Source organism: Enterobacter sp. Lyrl_3 (assembly GCF_051948675.1).
In the GTDB taxonomy this organism is placed as follows: domain Bacteria; phylum Pseudomonadota; class Gammaproteobacteria; order Enterobacterales; family Enterobacteriaceae; genus Enterobacter; species Enterobacter cloacae.
In genome coordinates this window covers 55,612-74,624 of record NZ_JAYJLI010000012.1, presented here as the reverse complement: position 1 = coordinate 74,624, position 19,013 = coordinate 55,612, and the positions used below count along the sequence as shown (strand labels likewise).

The 19,013-nt window shown below is 55.3% G+C and carries 20 protein-coding genes and 1 pseudogene; 18 read left to right on the top strand and 3 right to left on the bottom strand.

Annotation, left to right across the window (positions count from 1 at the left end):
• The first annotated feature begins 19 nt into the window (after positions 1-19).
• The 3 genes from malM to ubiA all read left to right on the top strand — a co-directional run bounded on the left by malM (position 20) and on the right by ubiA (position 2,525).
• On the top strand, positions 20-964 hold the full coding sequence (gene malM / locus VF709_RS18805) for a maltose operon protein MalM (protein ID WP_023622494.1): 945 nt from the start codon (positions 20-22) through the stop codon (positions 962-964).
• A gap of 180 nt (positions 965-1,144) precedes the next feature.
• A complete protein-coding gene (gene ubiC, locus VF709_RS18800; protein ID WP_013095049.1) occupies positions 1,145-1,642 on the top strand; it encodes a chorismate lyase in 498 nt (165 codons plus the stop codon).
• Between the two features lie 13 nt (positions 1,643-1,655).
• Complete coding sequence (gene ubiA, locus VF709_RS18795; protein ID WP_013095050.1) at positions 1,656-2,525, top strand: 4-hydroxybenzoate octaprenyltransferase; 870 nt, start codon at positions 1,656-1,658, stop codon at positions 2,523-2,525.
• Between the two features lie 98 nt (positions 2,526-2,623).
• On the opposite strand, the gene plsB is transcribed toward ubiA, so the two are convergent.
• Positions 2,624-5,044, bottom strand: coding sequence for a glycerol-3-phosphate 1-O-acyltransferase PlsB (plsB, locus tag VF709_RS18790; protein WP_013095051.1), 2,421 nt, complete (start codon positions 5,042-5,044; stop codon positions 2,624-2,626).
• A gap of 154 nt (positions 5,045-5,198) precedes the next feature.
• Here plsB and VF709_RS18785 point away from each other — a divergent pair, with 154 nt between their 5' ends.
• The 5 genes and pseudogenes from VF709_RS18785 to VF709_RS18765 all read left to right on the top strand — a co-directional run bounded on the left by VF709_RS18785 (position 5,199) and on the right by VF709_RS18765 (position 8,016).
• The gene (locus tag VF709_RS18785) at positions 5,199-5,567 is read left to right on the top strand and encodes a diacylglycerol kinase (RefSeq protein WP_149896886.1); all 369 of its coding nucleotides are present in this window, start codon (positions 5,199-5,201) and stop codon (positions 5,565-5,567) included.
• A 108-nt stretch (positions 5,568-5,675) separates the two neighbouring features.
• Positions 5,676-6,284: a transcriptional repressor LexA gene (lexA, locus tag VF709_RS18780; RefSeq protein WP_013095053.1), complete on the top strand. Its 609-nt coding sequence runs from the start codon at positions 5,676-5,678 to the stop codon at positions 6,282-6,284.
• 64 nt (positions 6,285-6,348) lie between these two features.
• On the top strand, positions 6,349-7,686 hold the full coding sequence (gene dinF / locus VF709_RS18775) for an MATE family efflux transporter DinF (RefSeq protein WP_130627086.1): 1,338 nt from the start codon (positions 6,349-6,351) through the stop codon (positions 7,684-7,686).
• Positions 7,683-7,757, top strand: a pseudogene (locus VF709_RS18770) (hypothetical protein); the annotation flags it as partial. The gene dinF and the pseudogene VF709_RS18770, both read left to right, overlap by 4 nt.
• A gap of 49 nt (positions 7,758-7,806) precedes the next feature.
• On the top strand, positions 7,807-8,016 hold the full coding sequence (locus VF709_RS18765; RefSeq protein ID WP_020686626.1) for a CsbD family protein: 210 nt from the start codon (positions 7,807-7,809) through the stop codon (positions 8,014-8,016).
• A 69-nt stretch (positions 8,017-8,085) separates the two neighbouring features.
• Here the strand turns inward: VF709_RS18765 and zur are convergent, their stop codons facing one another.
• A complete protein-coding gene (gene zur / locus VF709_RS18760) occupies positions 8,086-8,598 on the bottom strand; it encodes a zinc uptake transcriptional repressor Zur (RefSeq protein ID WP_013095057.1) in 513 nt (170 codons plus the stop codon).
• A 115-nt stretch (positions 8,599-8,713) separates the two neighbouring features.
• On the opposite strand from zur, the gene VF709_RS18755 reads away from it, so the two are divergent.
• From VF709_RS18755 to pspG, 4 genes are all read left to right on the top strand, one after another.
• On the top strand, positions 8,714-9,202 hold the full coding sequence (locus VF709_RS18755; protein WP_023620296.1) for a cupin domain-containing protein: 489 nt from the start codon (positions 8,714-8,716) through the stop codon (positions 9,200-9,202).
• Between the two features lie 220 nt (positions 9,203-9,422).
• The gene (traF, locus tag VF709_RS18750; protein WP_201747483.1) at positions 9,423-10,682 is read left to right on the top strand and encodes a conjugal transfer protein TraF; all 1,260 of its coding nucleotides are present in this window, start codon (positions 9,423-9,425) and stop codon (positions 10,680-10,682) included.
• An 82-nt stretch (positions 10,683-10,764) separates the two neighbouring features.
• Positions 10,765-11,760 (top strand): tRNA dihydrouridine(20/20a) synthase DusA, encoded by a 996-nt coding sequence (gene dusA, locus VF709_RS18745; protein WP_130627085.1) that lies wholly within the window; start codon positions 10,765-10,767, stop codon positions 11,758-11,760.
• A gap of 136 nt (positions 11,761-11,896) precedes the next feature.
• Positions 11,897-12,139 (top strand): envelope stress response protein PspG, encoded by a 243-nt coding sequence (gene pspG, locus VF709_RS18740; protein ID WP_013095061.1) that lies wholly within the window; start codon positions 11,897-11,899, stop codon positions 12,137-12,139.
• Positions 12,140-12,323: 184 nt separating this feature from the next.
• Here the strand turns inward: pspG and VF709_RS18735 are convergent, their stop codons facing one another.
• Complete coding sequence (locus tag VF709_RS18735) at positions 12,324-13,307, bottom strand: quinone oxidoreductase (RefSeq protein WP_013095062.1); 984 nt, start codon at positions 13,305-13,307, stop codon at positions 12,324-12,326.
• Between the two features lie 60 nt (positions 13,308-13,367).
• On the opposite strand from VF709_RS18735, the gene dnaB reads away from it, so the two are divergent.
• The 6 genes from dnaB to VF709_RS18705 all read left to right on the top strand — a co-directional run bounded on the left by dnaB (position 13,368) and on the right by VF709_RS18705 (position 19,011).
• Entirely contained in the window at positions 13,368-14,780 is a 1,413-nt protein-coding gene (dnaB, locus tag VF709_RS18730; RefSeq protein WP_013095063.1) for a replicative DNA helicase, read from the top strand.
• A 16-nt stretch (positions 14,781-14,796) separates the two neighbouring features.
• Positions 14,797-15,876, top strand: a complete 1,080-nt coding sequence (gene alr, locus VF709_RS18725; protein ID WP_095440400.1) for an alanine racemase — start codon at positions 14,797-14,799, stop codon at positions 15,874-15,876.
• 125 nt (positions 15,877-16,001) lie between these two features.
• A complete protein-coding gene (gene tyrB / locus VF709_RS18720) occupies positions 16,002-17,195 on the top strand; it encodes an aromatic amino acid transaminase (protein WP_038418465.1) in 1,194 nt (397 codons plus the stop codon).
• Positions 17,196-17,412: 217 nt separating this feature from the next.
• Positions 17,413-18,126: an acid phosphatase AphA gene (aphA, locus tag VF709_RS18715; protein ID WP_013095066.1), complete on the top strand. Its 714-nt coding sequence runs from the start codon at positions 17,413-17,415 to the stop codon at positions 18,124-18,126.
• Between the two features lie 112 nt (positions 18,127-18,238).
• On the top strand, positions 18,239-18,655 hold the full coding sequence (locus VF709_RS18710) for a secondary thiamine-phosphate synthase enzyme YjbQ (protein WP_013095067.1): 417 nt from the start codon (positions 18,239-18,241) through the stop codon (positions 18,653-18,655).
• 2 nt (positions 18,656-18,657) lie between these two features.
• The gene (locus tag VF709_RS18705; protein WP_013095068.1) at positions 18,658-19,011 is read left to right on the top strand and encodes an MmcQ/YjbR family DNA-binding protein; all 354 of its coding nucleotides are present in this window, start codon (positions 18,658-18,660) and stop codon (positions 19,009-19,011) included.
• The last annotated feature ends 2 nt before the right edge of the window (positions 19,012-19,013 follow it).

The window sequence follows — 19,013 nt, the reverse complement described above, 5'->3', positions numbered from 1 at the left end:
GCTATCAGAGGTAATAACAATGAAAATGAAGAAAAGTCTCGTCGCGCTGTGCCTCTCTGCGGGGCTGTTAGCCTGTGTTCCGGCCGTCTCCTTTGCAGACGTGAATTTCGTGCCACAAAATACCAGTGCTGCGCCCGCTATCCCGGCAGCGGCACTCCAGCAACTGACATGGACGCCGGTTGATCAATCCAAAACGCAGTCGACTCAGCTCTCTATGGGTGGCCAACAACTGAACGTGCCGGGAATTTCTGGCCCCGTTGCGGCTTATAGCGTACCGGCGAACATTGGTGAATTGACCCTGACGCTGACCAGCGAAGTGAACAAACAGACCAGTGTGTTTGCGCCAAACGTCTTGATCCTCGATCAAAACATGACGCCATCGGCGTTCTTCCCGAGCGACTATTTTAGCTATCAGGAACCGGGCGTGATGAGTGCGGACCGCCTGGAAGGCGTTATGCGCCTGACGCCTGCTCTGGGTCAGCAAAAGATTTACGTGCTGGTATTCACAACAGAGAAAGATTTGCAGCAGACAACAAAGCTGGTTGACCCGGCGAAAGCTTATGCCAAAGGCACCGGTAACTCTGTCCCGGATATTCCGGATCCGCTTGCCCGCCATACCACTGATGGCCTGGTCAAACTGAAAGTTTCCACCAACAGCGCTTCCAGCGTACTCGTTGGCCCACTGTTTGGCTCGTCTGGTCCTGGTCCGGTGACTGTGGGGAATACCGCTGCACCTGTTTATACCGCGCCAGCGGCTACGGCAGCCGCGACCGCAGCCCCAGCTCCGGCGAAGAAAGCTGAGCCGGTACTGAACGACACCGAAGAATACTTCAACAACGCCATTAAGCAGGCGGTGAAGCGCGGCGATGTCGATAAAGCGCTGAAACTGCTTGATGAAGCCGAACGTTTAGGTTCAACCACTGCCCGTTCCACCTTTATCAGCAGTGTAAAAGGCAAGGGGTAACCGTTTCCCCACAGTGCTGATTTGTTAGTAGTTTAGTGCGCCTGAGTGGGCGCACTTTTTTTCGTGCCGCTCACGCTGTTGCACCATTGTTGCGATAGTGATCGCTAAATAACGTTTGACCGCCCTCAATGCGCTTTTCTGCGATACAATGCCATTACGTTATGTATCGGAGAGTCCGGCATGTCACACCCTGCGCTAACGCAACTGCGTTCGCTGCGCTATTTCGACCAAATACCTGCGCTTGACCCGCAGCAGCTTGACTGGTTGCTGCTGGAAGATTCCATGACTAAACGTTTTGAGCAACAGGGCAAGACGGTTACGGTGACGATGATTCAGGAAGGGTTTGTCACCTCCGCTGACATTGCCAGTGAGCTGCCGCTGTTACCAAAAGAAGAACGCTACTGGTTGCGTGAAATTCTGCTCTGCGCGGATGGTGAGCCGTGGCTCGCCGGACGAACCGTGGTGCCTGAATCCACCCTTTCCGGGCCTGAGCTGGCACTGCAACGGCTGGGAAATACCCCGCTCGGGCGGTATCTTTTTACCTCGTCTGAACTTACCCGTGATTTTATTGAAATTGGACGCGATGCCGAACTGTGGGGACGTCGTTCCCGTCTTCGCCTGAGCGGTAAACCGTTAATACTGACGGAGCTTTTTTTACCGGCATCGCCGTTGTACTGAGAGGAAGAAAAAAATGGAGTGGAGCCTGACGCAGAACAAGCTGCTGGCCTATCACCGCTTAATGCGTACCGATAAACCCATCGGCGCGCTACTGCTGTTGTGGCCGACATTATGGGCGCTATGGGTGGCGACGCCGGGCGTTCCACCGCTGTGGATCCTGGGCGTGTTTGTGGCCGGTGTCTGGCTGATGCGTGCGGCGGGCTGTGTGGTCAATGACTACGCCGATCGTAAATTCGACGGACATGTGAAACGGACAGCCAATCGTCCGTTACCCAGCGGGCAGGTCACAGAGAAAGAGGCCCGCGTGCTGTTTATCGTGCTGGTGCTGCTCTCCTTCCTGCTGGTGTTAACCCTCAACACCATGACCATCCTGCTTTCCGTTGCGGCCCTCGCGCTGGCATGGGTCTATCCGTTTATGAAACGCTATACCCATCTGCCGCAGGTGGTGCTCGGCGCGGCGTTTGGCTGGTCGATCCCGATGGCGTTTGCGGCGGTCAGCGAGTCGGTACCGCTGAGCTGCTGGCTGATGTTCCTGGCGAACATTCTCTGGGCCGTGGCTTATGACACGCAATATGCGATGGTCGACCGCGATGACGATCTGAAAATTGGCATTAAATCGACCGCCATTCTGTTTGGTCGTCACGACAAGCTGATTATCGGTATCCTGCAGGTCGCCGTGCTGGCGCTGATGGTGGCGATTGGTCGCCTGAACGGGCTCAACTGGGAGTTTTACTGGTCAGTGCTGGTGGCGGGTCTGCTGTTTGCTTATCAGCAAAAGCTGATCGCAAAGCGTGAGCGTGACGCCTGTTTTAAAGCGTTTATGAATAATAACTACGTGGGCCTGGTGCTGTTCCTGGGGCTGGCGATGAGCTATTTTGGCTGAAAAAAAGCCCGGTGACGCTGAAGCTTACCGGGCCTGCATGATATGAAGCGTCAGATTGTGAGCCGGGTAAGGCGAAGCCGCCACCCGGCTTTTTCACATCACTCGCCCTGCGTCGCACTCTCAATCGTCAAACGCACGTCGGAGGTAATCAGCTCTGCCAGCATCTGATACACCTTCAGCGTCTCTTCCGGCTCGGCATCGCCCGTGTCGCTAATGAACCCTTCATCACGCAGCGTCAGTACCAGTGAACTGAAGACCGCTTTGTCGAAGAATTCCGGGGCGTTGATGCCGTGCAGAACGGACAGGCGCTGTGCCAGCGTCCGGCTCTCTTTCTCCAGCGTACCGCGGTTAATGGAGGGGTTCGCGCTCAGCAGCCAGAAGGTGATAGCGTAGCGCTGCAGCGTTTCACGCGCACCCGCCGCCAGCAGTTGCAGCGTGCGGGAGCGTGACGGATTGATATGCAGCTCGTCGTTAACAACGGTAATCAGCCCCTGACGACGCAGCTCCTCGGTCATTTTATCCAGCTCAATCGCCAGTTCATCCTTGCTCCAGCGCAGGAACAGCTCTGCTTTCAGCATCGGATAAAGCGTCTCTACATGACGCAGCAGCTCCTGACGAGAAATACGGCGATGCTGGGTAATGATCGCCGCCATCAGCGACGGCAGCATCAGCATATGCGCGATATTGTTACGATAGTAGGTCATCAGCACCGCCTGCTCGCGCGGGAGAATGATGATGTCGCCAATCGTATCTTTCTCGACTTCAAACTTGTTCATCTGCAGCGCATGGTCGATCAGCTCGCTCGCCGTGCTGGCAGGCGTCGTTGAATCCACCGAGTAGGGAACGTTGCGCATCAGGTCAAGATAGCAATCCAGCTGCTCCGTAAGCTGTTCACGGGTCAGGGAGCGTTGACGTGACGCCAGCAGCGCCGTACAGCACAGGTTCATGGCGTTTGCGGCACCGGCGTTGTTAATACGCACCATCAGCTCAGCCGCGATACCGTTAACCGTTGGCGTCAGCCAGGCTGGACGCACCGCTTCGATAGGATCGATAGACTCGCGCCAATCGGGAACATGGTTGTTCAGATACGTCATCAACGGCATCGGCTCGCCGAAGTTTACGTAGCCCTGACCAAGATTGCGTAGCTTGCTCAGCCCGCGCAGCATCTGCGGCAGGCTCTCTTTCTCTTTAGTCGCCCCGCGCAGCTCTTTGGCGTAAGTTCCCACTTCCATGACGTGCTCATAGCCAATGTAAATGGGCACCAGCGTGATGGGGCGAGTGCCGCCGCGCAGCATCGCCTGGATGGTCATCGACAGCGTGCCGGTTTTCGGATCCAGCAGACGGCCGGTTCGTGAACGACCCCCCTCCACGAAGTACTCAACGGAATAACCGCGGCTGAACAGCTCGCCCAGATATTCACGGAATACGGTGGAGTAGAGCTTGTTGCCCTTAAAGGTACGACGAATGAAGAACGCTCCCAGGCGGCGGAAAATCGGGCCTGCTGGCCAGAAGTTCAGGTTGATACCGGCTGCGATGTGCGGTGGCACCAGCCCCTGGTGATAGAGCACATACGAGAGGAGCAGGTAGTCCATGTGGCTGCGGTGGCAGGGCACATAAACAATTTCATGCCCGTCATGCGCCAGTTGGCGAACGCGCTCGGCGTTATGGACGTTAATGCCCTGATAGAGGCGGTTCCATGTAAAGCCCAGGATGCGGTCAGAAAGACGGATCATCTCATAGGAGAAGTTCGCGGCAATCTCTTCCATCAGCGCAATGGCGTTCTGCTGTGCTTTTTCATGAGAAATCTTTTTACTGCGCGCTTCGTCTTCAACAGCACGGGCGATCGCTTTGGAAGCCAGCAGCTTGTTGAAGAGATCCTGACGCGCCGGAAGGCGAGGGCCAACGGCGGCCAGACGCTGACGAGCGAAATGCATGCGCGCCACGCGCGCCAGTTTTTGCGCGATGATCTTATCGGTGCCGTGCTCGTCGGCCATCCGGCGTAGCGAGACGGAAGGGGAGAAGCGCACAAAGCTGTCGCGCCCCAGCCAGGAGACGGCGAAGAATTTCTGGATGCCATTAAGCATGCGTAACGGTGGGTTCTCTTCCCCTTTTTCGCGGCCCGGACGACGACCAAACATCACCGACACCGGCACCATCTGCACATCCAGATCGGGATTGCTGCGATGCAGGTCGAGATAGTCGTGGAACAGCTTAATGGACTCTTCTTTTGGCGTGTAATAGGTAAACACGCGTGGCCCACCGTGAATGAACACGTATCGCGGCAACAGCGTACCGTCGACTTCTAACGGTTCAAGCGGGTCAGGTAAATCATGCGCCAGACACTGGGCGCGAAGCGTCAGCAAGTCTGCCTTCGAGTTATAAGGCAAAACATACATAATAGGGCGCGACGTATCGAGCCCCAATTCCAGCGCGGGTTCTGCTGGGATAGACTTACTTTTTACCAGGACGCTTAATGGTAAATTAAGTAATTTGTAGTAAATTCGTGGCCAGCCAGACATAAACGATGTAAAGCCTCTGGTTAATAATGCAATTGCGGCGCAAGGATAACAGAAAGCGCGCGAAATTACTGTTGTTACCCGTCATACTTCAGGCTACAGCGCAACACGTTGCGCCTCCTGTTATTGACGCTATTTCAAATAAAAGGTTCTTTTAATGGCCAATAATACCACTGGGTTAACCCGTATCATTAAAGCTGCTGGCTATTCCTGGAAAGGTTTTCGCGCCGCTTGGGTCAACGAAGCCGCGTTTCGCCAGGAGGGTGTCGCCGCGATTGTCGCGGTGATTATCGCCTGTTTCCTTGATGTTGATGCCATTACCCGCGTGCTTCTGATCGGCTCCGTGCTGTTGGTGATGATAGTGGAAATTATTAATAGCGCTATTGAGGCCGTTGTGGACCGTATTGGCTCTGATTTCCACGAACTTTCTGGCCGGGCAAAAGACATGGGCTCTGCTGCCGTGTTGCTGGCGATTATCACTGCGGTCATCACCTGGGTCATGCTGCTTTGGTCACATTTCCGATGAGCCTCGAGGAATAATTAAGTCCCTGGTTTTTTGTGCAGTTTTTGGTTCCAAAATCGCCTTTGACTGTATATACTCACAGCATAACTGTATATACACCCAGGGGGCGGAATGAAAGCGTTAACGACCAGGCAGCAAGAGGTGTTTGATCTCATTCGGGATCATATCGGCCAGACGGGTATGCCACCCACGCGTGCGGAAATCGCGCAGCGTCTGGGCTTCCGTTCTCCGAACGCTGCCGAGGAACACCTGAAAGCGCTGGCGCGTAAAGGCGTAATTGAGATTGTATCGGGTGCTTCACGCGGTATCCGCCTGCTGGTGGAAGAAGAGACGGGTATTCCGCTGGTGGGGCGCGTCGCGGCAGGTGAACCTCTGCTGGCGCAACAGCATATTGAAGGCCACTACCAGGTTGATCCCGGCATGTTCAAGCCGAGCGCGGATTTCCTGCTGCGCGTAAGCGGTATGTCCATGAAAGACATCGGTATTCTTGACGGCGATCTGCTTGCGGTGCATAAAACGCAAGACGTGCGTAACGGCCAGGTTGTGGTGGCGCGCATCGATGATGAAGTCACCGTTAAACGCCTGAAAAAGCAAGGTAATACGGTTCAGCTGCTGCCGGAAAACAACGAGTTTTCCCCCATTGTGGTAGACCTCCGCGAACAAAACTTCTCTATCGAGGGGCTGGCGGTAGGGGTCATTCGCAACGGAGAATGGCTGTAATCTCATCCTGACAGGCTACGGATCTGCCGTGGCCTGATTCCTTATCCACTCCCGGTATTTTTTCATGTCACTGCTTACGGCATCCGATAAGGCATTGTGGCGTCTTGCACTGCCGATGATTTTTTCCAATATCACCGTTCCTCTGCTGGGGCTGGTGGATACGGCAGTTATTGGTCACCTTGATTCACCCATCTATCTGGGCGGCGTGGCGATTGGCGCGACGGCGACCAGCTTCCTTTTTATGCTCCTGCTCTTTTTGCGCATGAGTACCACCGGGCTTACGGCGCAGGCGTACGGTGCTAAAGATCCTTTGCGTCTGGCGCGTGCGCTGGTTCAGCCGTTAATTCTGGCGCTTGGGGCAGGCGCGTTAATCGCTATATTACGTACCCCACTGATTGATCTGGCGCTGCATGTCGTTGGCGGCAGCGAGGCGGTACTGGAGCAGGCACGACGCTTCCTGGAAATTCGCTGGCTCAGCGCGCCCGCGTCGCTGGCCAATCTGGTTCTGTTGGGGTGGTTACTCGGCGTGCAGTATGCCCGCGCGCCCGTAATCCTGTTGGTGGTAGGCAACCTCCTCAACATCGTGCTCGATCTCTGGCTGGTGATGGGCCTGCACATGAACGTGCAGGGTGCGGCACTGGCGACGGCGATTGCCGAATACGGGACGTTTATCCTTGGTCTGTGGATGGTCTGGCGGGTGCTGGTCATGCGCGGGATCTCCGTTACACTGCTCAAGAGTGCATGGCGAGGCAATATCCGCACCCTGCTGGCGCTTAATCGCGACATTATGCTGCGCTCATTGCTGCTGCAGCTCTGTTTCGGCGCACTGACGGTCTTTGGCGCCCGGCTTGGGCCAGATATCGTCGCGGTGAATGCCGTTCTGATGACGCTGCTGACCTTTACCGCCTATGCACTGGATGGCTTTGCCTATGCTGTGGAAGCGCATTCCGGCCAGGCATACGGCGCACGTGAGAGTGGTCAGTTGCGGGATGTCTGGCGGGCGGCCTGTCGGCAGTCGGGGCTGGTGGCGCTGGCGTTCGCGCTGATTTACGCCTGGTTTGGCGAACAGATTATTGCGTTACTCACCTCCCTTCCTGCACTGCGCGAGCTGGCAAGCCATTACCTCATCTGGCAGGTCATTTTGCCGGTGGTGGGGGTCTGGTGCTATCTGCTGGACGGTATGTTTATCGGCGCGACGCGAGGAGCGGAGATGCGTAACAGTATGGCGGTGGCGGCGGCTGGTTTTGCCCTGACGCTGCTCACGCTCCCCTGGCTGGGTAACCATGGTTTATGGCTCTCCCTGGCGGTCTTTCTCGCGTTGCGAGGCCTGTCACTGGGCTTTATCTGGCACCGGCACTGGCAAAACAATACCTGGCTTCCTTCCCGCAACGATATATCGTGACGGTTAAAGATTCCGAATATGAAATCAACTGCCGAATCCTTAACTACAATTATTATCACGTCCAGCAGAAAAGAACGTAACGGACGTTACGACCCGACGCTTAACTAAGAGGACACGATGATGAATAAAGACGAAATCGGCGGCAACTGGAAGCAGTTCAAAGGTAAAGCGAAAGAACAGTGGGGTAAGCTGACGGATGACGATATGACGGTCATCGAAGGTAAACGCGATCAGCTTGTCGGTAAAATTCAGGAACGCTACGGTTACGAGAAAGACCAGGCGGAAAAAGAGGTCGGCGACTGGGAAAAACGCAACGACTACCGTTGGTAACCGTGTGATACCCGACAGTACAAGGAAGTACTCCCTGAGGGCGGCCATGGGCCGCCTTTGTTTTGGCTGTTAACGCGGCTTTTTCTTTACGAGGATAGAGTGGTCATGGTGGCACGCGTCCTGATGCCGGCAGGCCTCCACTTCTACACACGCAGAGCATAATCCGTGTGCTTCAATGACGTTATGGCGCAAGGCAAAGCCCATTCTGGCCGCCAGCGTATGCATAATATCTTCTACGCCTTCCGCCCCTTCTTCTTTCACCACGCCACAACGGTCGCAGATAAACATGGCCGACGTATGGGTTGGCTGGTCAAAAAGATGACACAACACATAACTGTTTGTTGATTCGACCTTGTGTACAAACCCTTGTTCCAGCAGAAAATCTAGCGCACGATAGACCGTAGGCGGTTTAGCCTGTGGCTCGCTTTCGCGCAGCAGGTCGAGCAGGTCGTATGCGCTGATGGCGCCCTGCTGCAGGGTCATCAGACGCAAGACTTCAAGGCGCTGCGGAGTCAGGCGCACATTGCGTTGCGCGCACAGCTTCTCTGCCTGCGCTAACAGCTCTTTTGTGGACTTATCCATTTAGCACCTCGGATGTTATAGGCTGGAAAACCCTCACTTTACCATGTTCTGGTAAAAACGCCGAGATCCGCCAGGCTGTGCTATACCTGACCCATCGCAAACCGGGAAATTAATGATGAAAAAACCTGACTGTATTCGGCACTGGCGAGACGTGGAAGAGCCAGATAATTCAACCTATCCCGACAGCAACGAGCTTTTCTCCATCGGTGCACCGTTGGCTCGTCACCTGGGGCTCAGGCGAATCGGTATTCACCACGAGCGTTTGCCGCCCGGGCGTCGAACCTCCTATCCCCACGCGGAAAGCGACGAAGAAGAGTTCATCTATGTGCTGGAAGGGTATCCGGAAGCCTGGATTAACGGCTATTTGTGGAAGCTAGAACCCGGCGACAGCGTAGGGTTTCCTGCTGGCACCGGCGTCTGCCATACCTTTATTAATAACACCGAAGAAGAGGTGCGATTACTGGTTGTTGGCGAGGCTAACAAGAAGCACAACCGAATCTACTATCCGCTTAATCCGGAGTATGCCGCCACGCGTGAAGATCGCTGGGTTGATCATCCCCCTCAGTTCTTTGGGCCGCACGATGGAAAACCTGGGAAAAAATAATTTCCTCTTCTATAAATATTGAGGGCCGTCACAAATAACAACAGGCCTGTCCGGAGTTTTACTTAAGGAAATAGCGGGTCTTTTTGTACTTATTCACAGCAATAGTTCGTTCCTGTTTGGGTGATAACAAACAGGGTGATGTTATTAACGACAATAAGACGAGCATACTGTGAAAAAACATTTAAAATTTTCGGTGGTTAGCATCGCTGTCTCCCTGTTTATGGCAAATCAGGCGGGAGCAGCCAATACCTGGACAGAATCACGTAGCGACGCAATGGGTGGCACGGGCGTCGCTTCGGGCAGCTATGGCAGCGGGGCGTTAATCAACCCTGCGTTGTTGGCAAAGGCGAAACCGGACGATGATGTGACGGTTATTTTACCGTCCGTCGGCGTGCAGGTGACGGATGAAGACAATCTTCAGGATGAGATTGATACCATCAACGATAAAATCAATCACTATAAGGATGTGGTTGATAGCCTGACCCCCATCGAAGTGATTACCAACCCGCTGGGCTCAATCAATCAGTTCCAGGGAGCGGCAAAAGATCTTGCCGATGAACTGGACTATCTCAAAGGCAAAACCGCACGCGCTACGGCAGGCGCGGGGATTGCGGTGAGTATCCCTAACGATGTGCTCTCCGTGGCCTTTATGGCGAAAGGCTATGCCCACGGGCGCGTCAGCTCTTCTATCGATCAGCAAGATATTGATTACCTGCGCAGTATCCAAAACAGCGATGCGGTGGCGGCGGGCGTGGCACTGGATGCGGCGCTAAACGGTACCGATCAAATCACGAAAAACCTTAACTCTACGGCGTCTGGCCGGGCGGCAATTGTCTCCGATTATGGTGTTGCCATTGCCCGTCAGTTCGATCTGGGTGGCGTCCCGGTTTCCCTTGGCGTCACGCCAAAACTGCAGAAAACCTGGATCTACAACTACACCACCTCAATTTACGATTACGACAGTAACAAGTGGAACGACAGCCGCTACCGGAAAGACGATACCGGCTTTAACGTGGATGCCGGTATCGCGGCCGATTTCGGCGAGCACTGGACGGTCGGGGTGAGCGGGCAAAACCTGATGTCGCGCGATATCGACACCAAGGACATTCGCATCCGCAACGGGCGCACGGGGGAAGTGGTGAGCTATAAAGACACCTATCAAATCCGTCCGCTGGTGACGGCCGGTGCCGCCTGGCACAACGATCTGGTGACTCTGACCGCCGATGGCGATCTGACAGAAACCAAAGGCTTTAAAAGCGAAGATACCTCGCAGTATGTTGGCGTGGGTGCGGAAGTGACGCCGCTGAGCTGGCTGGCCGTGCGGGCGGGTTATCGTGCCGATATGAAAGGGAATGACAGTAACGTCTTTACCGGTGGTGTCGGTTTTGCACCGTTTAACACGGTCCACGTCGACCTGATGGGGCTCTACGGTGAAGATGAAACCTGGGGCGCAGGGGCGCAGTTGAGTATGACGTTCTAAAGGGCACCGGAGGCGTTGCGCCTCCGGCTTTTCTTTATGCTATAGTAGCGCCCCTTTTCCACCAGATGCTTAAAACTTCGCCATGTCGTCAGAACACCAGACTGCCTTTCCCGCACACCGTTTCTCCATTGCGCCCATGCTCGACTGGACGGACAGACACTGCCGCTATTTCCTGCGCCAGCTCTCCCGCCATACGCTGCTGTACACCGAAATGGTCACCACCGGTGCAATTATTCACGGTAAGGGCGACTATCTGGCGTACAGCGAAGAAGAGCATCCGGTTGCCCTGCAGCTGGGTGGCAGCGATCCGGCTGCGCTGGCGCACTGTGCGAAGCTGGCTGAAGAACGTGGCTACGACGAAATTAACCTTAACGTTGGCTGTCCGTCCGATCGCGTGCAAAACGGCATGTTCGGCGCCTGTCTGATGGGGAACGCACAGCTGGTAGCGGACTGCATCAAGGCGATGCGTGATGTGGTCTCCATTCCGGTGACGGTGAAGACCCGTATCGGTATTGATGACCAGGACAGCTACGAATTCTTGTGTGATTTCATCAATACGGTTGCCGGAAAGGGCGAGTGCGAGATGTTTATCATCCATGCGCGTAAAGCCTGGCTCTCTGGCCTTAGCCCGAAAGAGAACCGCGAAATTCCGCCGCTGGACTACCCGCGTGTGCATCAACTGAAGCGGGACTTCCCGCACCTGACCATGTCGATCAACGGTGGTATCAAGTCGCTCGACGAGGCCAAAACACATCTGGCGCATATGGATGGCGTGATGGTCGGTCGCGAGGCATATCAGAATCCGGGTATTCTGAGGACGGTCGATCGCGAGATCTTCGGCGATGAAGGCGCAGACACTGACCCGGTTGCCGTAGTGCGGGCCATGTATCCGTACATTGAACGTGAGCTGAGTAACGGCACTTACCTTGGCCATATCACGCGTCATATGCTTGGCCTGTTCCAGGGGATCCCGGGCGCACGCCAGTGGCGTCGCTATCTGAGCGAGAACGCGCATAAAGCTGGCGCGGATATCGAAGTGCTGGAACAGGCGCTACGCCTGGTTGCAGATAAACGATAAATCTCGCTAAAAATTCGTCAAATTCACCACGCCCTGCACAGCCTTGCGGGGCGTTTTGCTTTTATAACAACACGTTAGAGTTGGCATGGATCTTGTAATGATTGCGACATCATTCGGGAACTCATGGGAGAGAACCATGTTGGAACTGCTTTTTGTGATTGGCTTTTTTGTCATGCTGTTAGCCACCGGCGTGTCGCTGCTCGGCATTCTGGCAGCGCTTGTGGTAGCGACAGTGGTCATGTTTATTGGCGGATTATTTGCCCTGACGATCAAACTTCTGCCGTGGCTGCTGCTGGCCGTTGCGGTGGTGTGGGTTATACGGGCGATTAAATCACCAAAACTGCCCACTTATCAGCGTAATAACCGCTTTCGTTACTAAGGTATTGAGGGGTTCGTCACATACCTGCAACTTTTCCGGCGGCATTGCTTAGAACGGAATAGGATTTACTTATCGAATCTGTCACTATGGCTGCCGCTAAAGAATTCATCGAGCTGTACCCTACATACAGCCGAACTAAAAAAAGAAAGGGCTTCCTCAGGGAAGCCCAATTTCTTTTATGGGATCAGGGAATTAACAGGCTTGACCCCTGCGTTGACCGGCTCTCCAGCACCTCATGCGCACGTTGCGCATCGCTTAGCGCGTACTTCTGCGCATCAGCCACATCCACTTTGATGACCCCGCTGGCAATCAGCGAGAACAGTTCGTTACTGGCTTCGAGCAACTCTTCGCGATTGGTGATGTAGCCCTGCAGGGATGGACGAGTGACATACAGCGAGCCTTTCTGGTTCAGAATACCCAGATTCACACCGGTCACCGCGCCTGACGCGTTACCGAAGCTCACCATCAGACCGCGGCGCTGCAGGCAGTCCAGAGACGCTTCCCAGGTATCTTTCCCTACCGAGTCATATACCACGCGCACTTTCTTGCCGCCGGTTACCTCTTTTAAGCGTTCAACGATGCTCTCTTCCCGGTAGTTAATCACCTGCCAGGCGCCGGCCTGCAGCGCGCGCTGGGCTTTTTGCGCGCTCCCTACGGTGCCGATCAGTTTTGCGCCTAACGCTTTGGCCCACTGGCAGGCGATGAGTCCTACGCCGCCCGCAGCCGCATGGAACAGGAACTGCTCGTCGGGTTTGATTTCATAGGTTTTGCGCAGCAGATAATAGACCGTCAGCCCTTTCAGGAAGGAGGCCGCGGCCTGTTCAAACGAAATGGCATTGGGCAGGAGGGCAACTTTGTCAGCCGGAACGTTGTGTACGGAGCTGTAAGCGCCCAGCGCCGATTGCGCATACACCACGCGATCGCCTTCTTTAACATGCTTAACGGCGCTGCCCACTTTGCTGACCACGCCCGCCGCTTCGGTACCCAGACCGCTCGGCAGTGACGGCGGTGGATAAAGACCGCCGCGAATATAGGTATCGATGTAGTTAATGCCGATGGCTTTATTTTCAACCTGCACTTCATTTTCGCCAGGCGCGGCGGGGGTAAACTCCACCGCGTTGAGTACGTCAGGGCCACCATGCTTGTGAAATTCAATACGTGTTGCCATGCTTCCTCCAGAATGTGGTAATCTTTCGACCCACTCTTTATCTCGGTAACTCCATTCACTATGGCAGGAAACAAACCCTTCAACAAACAGACTGAACCTCGTGAGCGTGATTTTCAGGTCGCCGGGTTAAAAGTCCCGCCGCACTCGATTGAAGCGGAACAGTCGGTGTTGGGCGGTTTAATGCTGGATAACGAGCGCTGGGACGACGTCGCCGAGCGCGTCGTGTCCGACGATTTCTACACCCGCCCGCACCGCCACATCTTCACCGAAATGGCGCGCCTGCAGGAGTCCGGTAGCCCGATTGACCTGATTACGCTCGCGGAATCGCTGGAGCGGCAGGGGCAACTGGACAGCGTTGGCGGTTTTGCTTATTTAGCAGAACTGTCGAAAAACACGCCAAGTGCAGCGAACATTAGCGCTTATGCGGACATCGTTCGCGAACGCGCCGTTGTTCGTGAGATGATCTCGGTCGCGAATGAAATCGCCGAAGCGGGCTTTGATCCGCAGGGTCGCACCAGCGAAGACCTGCTCGATCTCGCGGAATCCCGCGTCTTTAAAATCGCTGAAAGTCGCGCCAATAAAGACGAAGGCCCGAAAAACATCGCCGATGTGCTCGATGCCACCGTCGCCCGTATTGAACAGCTCTTCCAGCAGCCGCACGATGGCGTAACCGGAGTTAACACCGGCTATGACGATCTCAATAAGAAAACCGCAGGCCTGCAGCCGTCGGATTTGATTATCGTCGCCGCGCGTCCGTCGATGGGTAAAACCACCTTTGCGATGAACCTCGTCGAAAACGCGGCGATGTTGCAGGATAAACCGGTCTTAATCTTCAGTCTGGAGATGCCATCTGAGCAGATCATGATGCGTTCTCTGGCGTCGCTTTCTCGTGTGGATCAGACCCGTATCCGTACCGGTCAGCTCGACGATGAGGACTGGGCGCGTATCTCCGGCACCATGGGGATCCTGCTGGAAAAACGTAACATTTATATCGATGACTCCTCCGGCCTGACGCCGACAGAAGTGCGCTCCCGTGCGCGCCGTATCGCCCGCGAGCATGGCGGTATTGGCCTTATCATGATCGACTACCTTCAGCTGATGCGCGTGCCGTCGCTCTCCGATAACCGTACGCTGGAGATTGCGGAAATTTCCCGCTCGCTCAAGGCATTAGCCAAAGAGCTGCATGTGCCTGTCGTGGCGCTCTCGCAGCTTAACCGCTCCCTGGAACAACGTGCCGACAAACGCCCGGTCAACTCCGACCTGCGTGAATCCGGCTCCATCGAGCAGGATGCCGACTTAATCATGTTCATCTACCGTGATGAGGTTTATCACGAGAACAGCGACCTGAAAGGGATCGCCGAAATTATTATCGGTAAACAACGTAACGGCCCTATCGGTACGGTACGTCTGACCTTTAACGGACAGTGGTCGCGTTTCGACAACTATGCCGGTCCTCAATATGATGATGAGTAATTTCTAAGGAAATCAAATGCAAGCGGCAACTGTTGTGATTAACCGCCGCGCTCTGCGACACAACCTGCAACGTCTGCGTGAACTAGCTCCTGCCAGTAAACTTGTTGCAGTCGTGAAAGCGAACGCTTACGGACACGGTCTTCTTGAGACCGCGCGAACGCTCCCCGATGCCGACGCCTTTGGCGTTGCCCGTCTTGAAGAAGCCCTCCGCCTGCGCGCGGGGGGGATCACCCAACCGATTTTGCTGCTCGAAGGCTTTTTTGAGGCTGCAGACCTGCCGACCATTGCAGACCAGCATCTGCACACGGCGGTACACAACGAAGAACAGCTTTCCGCTCTCGAAACCGCTGAGCTGAGCGAGCCAGTCACCGTCTGGATGAAGCTCGACACGGGCATGCACCGTCTGGGCGTACGTCCGGAACACGCGCAGGCGTTTTATCAGCGTCTGTGCCAGTGCAAAAATGTCCGCCAGCCGGTAAATATTGTCAGCCATTTTGCCCGGGCTGATGAGCCTGACTGCGGCGCTACTGAACAACAACTCGACACCTTTAACACCTTCTGCGAAGGCAAGCCGGGGATGCGCTCTATCGCGGCCTCCGGTGGCATTCTGCTGTGGCCGCAGTCGCACTTCGACTGGGCGCGTCCGGGGATTATTCTTTACGGCGTATCGCCGCTGGAGAACAGACCCTGGGGGCCGGACTTTGGCTTCCAGCCGGTGATGTCCCTGGTGTCTAAGCTGATTGCGGTGCGTGAGCACAAGGCGGGGGAACCGGTGGGTTACGGCGGCACCTGGACCAGCGCGCGTGACACCCGGCTGGGTGTGGTGGCGATGGGGTATGGCGACGGTTATCCACGTGCTGCGCCGTCCGGTACGCCGGTTCTGGTCAATGGCCGCGAAGTGAAGATTGTCGGTCGCGTGGCGATGGACATGATTTGCGTAGATCTCGGCCCCGATGCCCAGGATAAAGCGGGCGACGATGTGGTGATGTGGGGTGACGGTTTGCCCGTCGAACGCATCGCGGAAATCACGAAAGTGAGTGCTTACGAACTTATAACGCGCCTGACATCAAGGGTGGCAATGAAGTACATCGATTAAACTGCTGTGAATGCCGGGGGGCAGCGTTGCCTGACCCGGCATGGAACAGGTTAAACGCTCGATCTTCTGTCATATCCGGTTTATTGTTGAATTCCCTGCCTCATCGAATTCCGGAGAACCATCGCGTGTTTCAGAAAGTTGACGCCTACGCCGGCGACCCCATTCTCTCCTTAATGGAGCGTTTCAAAGAAGATCCTCGCAGCGACAAAGTGAATCTCAGCATTGGTCTGTATTACAACGAGGACGGCATTATTCCTCAGTTGAAAGCCGTTGCTGAAGCGGAAGCGCGTCTTAACGCCGCCCCGCACGGTGCTTCTCTTTATCTGCCGATGGAAGGGCTCAATACTTACCGTAACGCCATCGCGCCGCTGCTGTTTGGTGCCGATCACGCGGTGCTCGCACAAAAACGTGTGGCAACCATCCAGACCCTGGGCGGTTCAGGCGCGCTTAAAGTGGGTGCGGACTTCCTGAAAAAATACTTCCCGGATTCAGGGGTATGGGTCAGCGATCCCACCTGGGAAAACCACGTGGCGATTTTTGAGGGTGCTGGCTTTAAGGTGGCGACCTATCCATGGTTCGACAGTGAAACCAACGGCGTGCGCGTTGACGCGCTGCTGGAAAAACTGAATACCCTGCCAGAGCGCAGCATAGTGCTGCTGCACCCGTGCTGCCACAACCCGACCGGGGCAGATCTCACCAACGCTCAGTGGGATGCGGTGATTGAGGTGCTGAAAGCGCGCAACCTGATCCCCTTCCTCGACATCGCCTATCAGGGCTTTGGCGCAGGGATGGAAGAAGATGCCTATGCCATCCGTGCCGTGGCCAGCGCCGGGCTGCCTGTTCTGGTCAGCAACTCGTTTTCAAAAATCTTCTCCCTGTACGGCGAGCGCGTGGGTGGCCTCTCTGTGGTGTGCGAAGACGCCGAAGCGGCAGGTCGCGTACTGGGGCAACTGAAGGCGACCGTGCGCCGCATCTACTCCAGCCCGCCAAACTTTGGCGCGCAGGTGGTGGCGACTGTGCTGGGAGACGAACAGCTAAAAGCCAGCTGGCTTGCAGAAGTGGAATCCATGCGTAAGCGTATTCTGTCGATGCGTCAGGAGTTGGTTAACGTGCTGAAAGAGGCCGTACCGGGGCATAACTTCGACTATCTGCTTAAACAGCGCGGGATGTTTAGCTACACCGGGCTGAGCGCCGCACAGGTTGAACGTCTGCGCGAAGAATTCGGCGTCTACCTGATTGCCAGCGGACGTATGTGCGTGGCGGGTCTGAATGCCAGCAACGTTCATCGCGTGGCGCAGGCATTTGCTGCAGTAATGTAAGTACTTACTCACCATCCCTCTCCCCGTGGGAGAGGGCCGGGATGAGGGCATCAGGCCGCACAAACAGGTTGCCCGGCATTCTGTGATCTTCTTCTTTTTATCCAACCTCATAAGCAAAAACTCCTTCCCTTCATCTCCCGCTGGGGTTATGGTCGGATAGATTTTTGACCAGTCGCTCAAATTAAAACGATAACAAACTGAATATTCAGGGGAAAATATGCGCAAGATCACACTGGCGCTCAGCGCCGCCTGCTTATTGTTCTCGCTTAACAGTACGGTCGTCGCGCGCGCTTCCGCACCGACGCCGCTTTACACCGGCACTACCGCCGCTATTCTGGCTGAACAAGCCCCCATTCACTGGGTCTCTGTAGCCCAGATTGAAAACAGCCTGATGGGCCGCCCGCCAATGGCCGTGGGCTTTGATATTGACGATACCGTTCTCTTCTCCAGCCCCGGGTTCTGGCGCGGTAAAAAAACATACTCACCGGACAGCGAAGCGTATCTGAAAAACCCGGAGTTCTGGGAAAAGATGAACAACGGCTGGGACGAATTCAGCATCCCGAAAGAGGTGGCCCGCGCGCTTATCGCCATGCATGTAAAACGCGGCGACAGCATCTACTTCGTTACCGGACGCAGTCAGACCAAAACGGAAACCGTCTCTAAAACCCTGCAGGATGATTTCCTGATCCCGGCGGCCAGCATGAACCCGGTGATTTTCGCAGGTGACAAACCGGGACAAAACACCAAAACCCAGTGGCTGGAGCAGAAACATATCAAAGTCTTCTACGGTGATTCAGATAACGATATCAGCGCCGCGCGTGATGTGGGAGCCAGAGGGATCAGGGTGTTACGCGCCTCAAACTCGACCTATCGCCCGCTGCCAATGGCCGGGAAGTTTGGCGAAGAGGTTATTGTGAACTCAGAGTATTAAACCGTCGGCGGTGAGTTTGGCTCTTTTTTAATCAAATCTCGTCGCTGCGGGTTTTACCTTTCGTCTTCTTGCTGCACACTTAGAAAGATTCACTTTCATAACGGAGCAGCACATGTGGTACCAACAAACCCTGACCTTAAGCGCTAAACCTCGCGGATTTCACCTGGTGACGGATGAAGTTATCGGGCAGATCCGCGATCTGTCGCGCGTCAAAACGGGTTTGCTGCATCTGCTGCTTCAGCACACGTCGGCCTCTCTCACGCTTAATGAAAATTGCGATCCCACCGTCCGGTCTGATATGGAGCGGCATTTTCTGAAAACCGTTCCGGACAACGCCTCCTACGAGCATGACTATGAGGGGGCGGACGACATGCCTTCGCATATCAAATCTTCTCTGCTGGGCGTATCGCTAATGCTGCCGGTACACAACGGGCGGCTTCTGCTGGGAACATGGCAAGGGATCTGGCTGGGAGAACATCGCATTCACGGTGGTTCGCGTAAAATTATCGCAACGCTACAAGGGGAATAAAGATGACAATTTCGGAGCTACTGCAGTACTGCATGAGTAAGCCAGGCGCGGAGCAGAGCGTTCACAGCGACTGGAAAGCCACGCAGATTAAAGTGGGAGATGTGTTGTTTGCGATGGTGAAAGAGGTGGAAGGCCGCCCGGCGGCGTCGCTGAAAACCAGCCCGGAGCTGGCGGAGCTATTACGTCAGCAGCACGACGATGTCCGGCCGAGCAAACATTTGAACAAAGCGCACTGGAGTACGGTCTATCTTGACGGTTCACTCCCGGGATCGCAGATTTACTACCTGGTGGACGCGTCTTATCAGCAGGCGGTTGAGCTGCTGCCGGAAGCGACCCGACAGCAACTCTCCGTGTGACA

Coding starts and splice junctions, on each gene's coding strand:
- zur (WP_013095057.1), bottom strand. CDS start 8,598: ATGGATAAGTCCACAAAAGAGCTGTTAGCGCAGGCAGAGAAGCTGTGC.
- dnaB (WP_013095063.1), top strand. CDS start 13,368: ATGGCAGGAAACAAACCCTTCAACAAACAGACTGAACCTCGTGAGCGT.
- VF709_RS18765 (WP_020686626.1), top strand. CDS start 7,807: ATGAATAAAGACGAAATCGGCGGCAACTGGAAGCAGTTCAAAGGTAAA.
- dinF (WP_130627086.1), top strand. CDS start 6,349: ATGTCACTGCTTACGGCATCCGATAAGGCATTGTGGCGTCTTGCACTG.
- pspG (WP_013095061.1), top strand. CDS start 11,897: ATGTTGGAACTGCTTTTTGTGATTGGCTTTTTTGTCATGCTGTTAGCC.
- VF709_RS18710 (WP_013095067.1), top strand. CDS start 18,239: ATGTGGTACCAACAAACCCTGACCTTAAGCGCTAAACCTCGCGGATTT.
- malM (WP_023622494.1), top strand. CDS start 20: ATGAAAATGAAGAAAAGTCTCGTCGCGCTGTGCCTCTCTGCGGGGCTG.
- plsB (WP_013095051.1), bottom strand. CDS start 5,044: ATGTCTGGCTGGCCACGAATTTACTACAAATTACTTAATTTACCATTA.
- ubiC (WP_013095049.1), top strand. CDS start 1,145: ATGTCACACCCTGCGCTAACGCAACTGCGTTCGCTGCGCTATTTCGAC.
- VF709_RS18705 (WP_013095068.1), top strand. CDS start 18,658: ATGACAATTTCGGAGCTACTGCAGTACTGCATGAGTAAGCCAGGCGCG.
- VF709_RS18785 (WP_149896886.1), top strand. CDS start 5,199: ATGGCCAATAATACCACTGGGTTAACCCGTATCATTAAAGCTGCTGGC.
- traF (WP_201747483.1), top strand. CDS start 9,423: ATGGCAAATCAGGCGGGAGCAGCCAATACCTGGACAGAATCACGTAGC.
- lexA (WP_013095053.1), top strand. CDS start 5,676: ATGAAAGCGTTAACGACCAGGCAGCAAGAGGTGTTTGATCTCATTCGG.
- aphA (WP_013095066.1), top strand. CDS start 17,413: ATGCGCAAGATCACACTGGCGCTCAGCGCCGCCTGCTTATTGTTCTCG.
- dusA (WP_130627085.1), top strand. CDS start 10,765: ATGTCGTCAGAACACCAGACTGCCTTTCCCGCACACCGTTTCTCCATT.
- alr (WP_095440400.1), top strand. CDS start 14,797: ATGCAAGCGGCAACTGTTGTGATTAACCGCCGCGCTCTGCGACACAAC.
- VF709_RS18755 (WP_023620296.1), top strand. CDS start 8,714: ATGAAAAAACCTGACTGTATTCGGCACTGGCGAGACGTGGAAGAGCCA.
- VF709_RS18735 (WP_013095062.1), bottom strand. CDS start 13,307: ATGGCAACACGTATTGAATTTCACAAGCATGGTGGCCCTGACGTACTC.
- ubiA (WP_013095050.1), top strand. CDS start 1,656: ATGGAGTGGAGCCTGACGCAGAACAAGCTGCTGGCCTATCACCGCTTA.